Source organism: Mesorhizobium sp. M2A.F.Ca.ET.037.01.1.1 (assembly GCF_003998075.1).
Classification (GTDB): domain Bacteria; phylum Pseudomonadota; class Alphaproteobacteria; order Rhizobiales; family Rhizobiaceae; genus Mesorhizobium.
The window spans coordinates 1-4,978 of sequence record NZ_RZSA01000470.1 but is presented as its reverse complement, the minus strand read 5'-3'; the positions used below and the strand labels follow the sequence as shown (position 1 = coordinate 4,978).

Annotated in this window: 3 protein-coding genes and 2 pseudogenes; 2 read left to right on the top strand and 3 right to left on the bottom strand. The window is 58.1% G+C overall.

Annotated features, from left to right (window positions below; genetic code table 11):
• Positions 1-975, top strand: a pseudogene (locus EOA27_RS21695) (DNA-binding protein); the annotation flags it as partial.
• A gap of 21 nt (positions 976-996) precedes the next feature.
• Here EOA27_RS21695 and EOA27_RS21690 read toward each other — a convergent pair.
• From EOA27_RS21690 to EOA27_RS42250, 3 genes and pseudogenes are all read right to left on the bottom strand, one after another.
• Complete coding sequence (locus EOA27_RS21690) at positions 997-1,374, bottom strand: DUF5615 family PIN-like protein (RefSeq protein WP_126057625.1); 378 nt, start codon at positions 1,372-1,374, stop codon at positions 997-999.
• Positions 1,375-1,378: 4 nt separating this feature from the next.
• Positions 1,379-2,029 (bottom strand): DUF433 domain-containing protein, encoded by a 651-nt coding sequence (locus tag EOA27_RS21685; RefSeq protein WP_126057624.1) that lies wholly within the window; start codon positions 2,027-2,029, stop codon positions 1,379-1,381.
• Between the two features lie 533 nt (positions 2,030-2,562).
• Positions 2,563-3,085: pseudogene (locus EOA27_RS42250) on the bottom strand (SMC-Scp complex subunit ScpB).
• A gap of 898 nt (positions 3,086-3,983) precedes the next feature.
• On the opposite strand from EOA27_RS42250, the gene EOA27_RS43190 reads away from it, so the two are divergent.
• Positions 3,984-4,445, top strand: a complete 462-nt coding sequence (locus tag EOA27_RS43190; RefSeq protein ID WP_306283303.1) for a hypothetical protein — start codon at positions 3,984-3,986, stop codon at positions 4,443-4,445.
• Positions 4,446-4,978: the final 533 nt, after the last annotated feature.

Genomic DNA, 4,978 nt, shown 5'->3' with positions numbered 1-4,978 from the left:
GAACTCAAAGTCGATCCAGAACAGATCCGGCAACATCATGCCGCAGCCGAGCAGCGTGTGGCGACAACACGCAACAGCGTGCGCGAGGCCTTGCCTTTGCGCAGCCATGCCGACGAGGCTGTCATGGCTGCGGAGACGGCTTATGTCACCATCCAGGCGGAACTGACCAGCCTCGAGGTCATATTGGGACCCGATGCAGCGCGCGAGGAAAAGGGGCGCTTGCTGCTCACCGAGGCCACCGCACGACAAAAGCTGCGCGAAGCGGCCGAAATGCGCGCTGCTCCCCTGCGCGACGGCGCTCGCGATCTCACCAGCGCTGAAGCCGTTCTGCGCCGCGCCCGTTCGGTTCAGGATGCCGCCACACAGGAAGCAAGTCAGTTGCGTGTAACCCTGGCCGATCTCAATGGCCATATTCGCACTCGGTCCGACGACGCGGTGGAAGAAGCTTTGCGCGAGGCCACAGAAAAATTGGAAATCGCTGGAGAGCGAGCGAGACGCTTCGAATTCGAAAAAGCCGTCCTCGACCGGCTGCGCACGACGCTGGTCGCTGCGCGCTCGACGGCACGCGATCTTTATCTGAAGCCGGTCATGTCCGAGCTGCGACCGCTGCTTGGATTGCTATTCGATGACATCTCCATAGTGTTCGACGAGAACACACTGTTGCCACAGACCGTTCGCCGCAATGGTCAGGATGAGGATGTCGATAGGTTGAGTGGCGGCATGCGAGAACAGCTTTCGGTTCTGACACGTCTGGCCTTCGCCCGTTTGCTTGCCCGCGACGGCCGACCCACACCGGTTATCCTGGATGACGCTTTGGTTTATTCCGATGACGACCGCATCGAGCGCATGTTCGACGCTTTGCATCGTCAATCACACGATCAGCAGATTCTCGTTTTCTCCTGCCGCCAACGCGCGTTTGCAAAACTCGGCGGTAACATTTTGCAGATGAGCGACTGGCAACCGGGTCGGTCATAAGCGGAGATCGCGCAGCCTCAGCTAGGGCGACGGCAGATCGTATCGTGTTACGATTGCAATGCCGTTTTCGATCTCGATTTCGATAACTTCATTAATCAGGAATTCCTCTGGGCCAAGATCCTCGAGGAGAGCATCGAAGAGCTCTCTCTGTTTTTCAGGCCCGACCTGAGGGACGACGATAATCAGGCCGGCGTGAACCGGTTCTTTGGCATAGAGCTTCCTGAAGTCCTTAGCATTGTTGGTGACGAAGGTGAAATCCTCATCGATAATGAGCGGCATGAGGTCCCAGTCGGTTTCGCCGCTTAGCCCAAGCCAGTTGACGTGGTTTGCTTCATGTCCGCGTTCTTGGGCTACCGCAACCAGAGACGTGTGCAGGCACTCATCGATCAGAAACCTCACGAGGTCACACGCGTCTCGACCTGGCCGACGGACCTGGGTCGCCCTTCAAAACCACGCGCTTCGACGACTTTATTTTCACGCCCTGCTCGACCAGCTTCTTAGGCCGCCCACGAACCGGGTGCGCGGCGACCCACATTCTGGCGAGCTCAATCACGCGCGGCGTTAGCTTCGGATATCCCTCCAGAACCTCCGCTTCATCTGCGCCCTGCGCTAGCATCGTCGTGATCATACGAACAGGGATGCGGGTTCCTTTGAAGACAGGCTCTCCGCCCATCACCCCTTTAACGCGGCCGATGGCGGCCTCCGCTTCATCAAGATCCACGATGCGCGCTTTGAGCTGTTTACGTGCCTCGGCGACGTCGACGATCAGCAGGTCGTCGGCCCTTACGGTCTTGGCCCTTGGGGCAGCTTTGATTTCCTCGAACAGGCGGTAGCGACGATCAGCGGGCAATGTCGCACCCACGCCATACCAAAGCTTGAGCCGCAGCAAATCCTCGCCGGTCAATGCCCGTCGGACGACCCCACCGATGCGCCGAGCAGTGCTTGGCACAGTATCGACAATGCGTTTGTCGATCGCATTGTGCACGGCCTTGATTCCTATCCCGCTGACGGCGGCTGCCTCTGCGGGGGTGTAGATGCGAGCAAGTGTGCCCATTATTCTTCTCCTTATAAAGAATAATATAGGCCGTTTGACCCCCTCCGTAAAGGCACGCGTCTTTGGAATCACGGCGGTTAGCAAAGGCGGTGGTGAGCCGAGAGGCCTCACAAACCCTTGGGGCTCGAGATGGCAGACTCGGCGCAGTATAATTGCGCTAACTATCGAATTTGCAGTTGGCGACAAACGACACACGAGTTCGTCGCGGACTTTTAACTCTGCGAAGGCGCGTCTTCGAGCGCTTTGAAACCCTACACCCATCTGCAGGCCATCTGTATCAAGCTTTGGACCAAAACCGTTTCCATCGCTCACGAGCGTTCTCTCTGGGGGTCTCAAGTGGGGCTTGCCCATGGCCACGAATTTTTGGGCGACAGCGGTGCAGAGGCCGCATACCGCTGCCTGCTTGACGTCGCTGACCGTGTCCATGTCCGAAATTTGCCTACAAATTTCGGACGCCCTTGGGCGCGCTAGATTCGCTATGGAAAGCTGGAAGCACTCGCAAGCCCGGTGGCCACAGCGTCTGCAGCGCCAAGCTATTCCTCCGTATCCAAACCCGCATCCTCATGGCCACTAGCCAACTCTGGCATAATTTCACCAGCAAGCAGCTCATCTCTGCTCAGCAGCCCGGCATCCTCGAGCGCCTCGCAGTCCGGGAGATCGCGAAGCGTGTCGAGGCCGAACTCGAGCAGGACGCTTTTGTCGTCACATAGGTGTAGGGAGCGCCGGGCGTCGGACTGCGCGGGTTCGACGCGATCAGGCCGGTGCCGCAGATGGCCGATCAGGTCGCGACTGATTACTTCCCGAAAACCGACGACAATTCGGCGCGGGTAATCGGCTGGAAGTGCCGATGCACATCAGCATCAGCACGTCCGACCACGTCAGGTCCACGGCACGCCCGCTGCTTCCGCAGGCGCGGATGGCATCGGCATAGGCCGGCCGTGTCAGGTGCTTCCAGCCGCCGGCGACAGCGACGAGGTCATAGGGCCGTCCGCGCAGCTCTCGGATGTCGTCGATGAGAAGGTCACGGGCGAGCTCGCGGGAGAGACTGCACCGCAAGCGCGTCCCGCGCGCGCGAACTGCTCGATCAACTGATCTCAGACGACGACGAATCTCGTCCAGATTCCAAAAGCGGTGGCCGCAGCGGCGCTTTGCGGGCTCGCGTTACCACAGATCGCAGAACTGTGATCTCGCCTTGTGCCCGAGACCGCAATCTGGGCTCGCGACGAAGCATATCGCTTGCGATCATCAAAGGACGCGTCGACGCCGTCGGTTGCCTTTTCCACCGCCGCCTCACACATCGTGTTGGGGCTGAAGAGCTACCTGCAAATCCTCGCAACGGGCGCGGCCGCATCCTTGATTTTACAAATTGACACGTCTTGGTTTTTAGAAAATGCCACGTGCGATGATGGCGCCAAAAAAAAATGTCACGCGAGATGATCATGCCTGAGGTAAATGGTCCGCCAAAGTTGGGAAAGGTATACCGGTTGAATGGTGGATAGGTACGCCGGATAAAAAGGGCTTCGGGTTCCGGAAGACGAACTAATCGACGGATAGGCGCTGCTCGTGAGGGAAACTGCATGCGCATTACGGTTATGACCATCCAGGGATGTCGGATATGATCTTGAATAGTGACATTGCAGGCCAAAGAGCGGCCGAGAAGCTAGCAGAGGGCCTGAAATCGCAGGGCAAGCAGCAATACGAAGAAAGGTCGAGGGAACGCGAACGAGATGTGTCTCGTTAGGTCGCACGTTGCACCAGGGGTGCGTCGGAAGGCACTCCGCCGTGTCCTGAAGAGGTAGCCTGCACTTGAGAATAGCCACGGTGGTACCTTATTTTCGGCTGTGAAGCACACGAGACCCGCGACGTGAGACCCAGTTGCTCAATACCCAGTTGCTGGGTGAGCGTGCATGACTGCCAACGGAAGGTCTTGCACGCACCCTCGCGATCTTGAGCAATGGTCGCCATGACTTTCTTCTTGCAGGCTTTTGAGTGGCCCAGCCTGCAATCACCAGACCCCACCGACTCTAAAGAGCGTGGCAGACGGGATAGTCGAGGTTGCCCGGCACAATTACGCTCAAGGCTTGCGCCGCCCAGAGGACACGCTGAAAAGGCAGCATGGGCGCGCAAGCACGCCATTCACGAGAGGTTCGACATGAAGACTATGCAAGAAAAAGACATTCCGGCATTCGTGCAAGCAGTTGTGGAGGCCGGCTGCAACATTTGCGCGATTGGCAACTTGGGATATGTCTTTGGCGATGCTGATTTGACGCCGGCGCAACGGAGGTCCGTCGAGCCACAGCTGCGCAGGATTGCTGAGATCTACGGCGAACGCGATCATCTCATGGACGAGATAGCTGTATATCTGCGGTCGATCGGACGCCATGTCGAGGTTGAGCCGAAGACAGGTGTTTCCTGATGGCCGCGATCGATCGCGTTCCGTAGTCGCCATTTCTATTGGGTAACGAGCAGCCGTCTTCCAACCTCTGAAACAAAAAAGAGGTGACCCCCAAAGGCCGCTCTCGAGACCGCAAGTCTGAGCCGCTAACGCATTGCGATAACCAGGCTGTCCGAACTGGGCGTCGATGCCTTCCTCGACCAGGTCGCGGTAGGCGGCGATCTCATCTACCGCATGCATAGCCAAGCCAGAGAAGTTTTCGGCAGCGGAATTCTCGGTCGCTTCCCCTTTTATGACTAGAGGGTGCGGCCGATCCGGCCGCGACGATCTCGCAGGGATTGCCATATACGGCAACACGAACACCGGCGGATCAATACTCGGATAATGGCGGCCGGCTATGTAGCGATCGATCGCGCACCAACATATCAATGCAATAGCTTAGTTGCTTTCAAAGGCGGGTCTCTACGAACTGCAAGCAAGCTAAACGATTGCGTCAACTCTTCCTCGCAGAGCGAAAACTCCGCGCCCACGCGATTTCTCTGCTGGAACAGCGG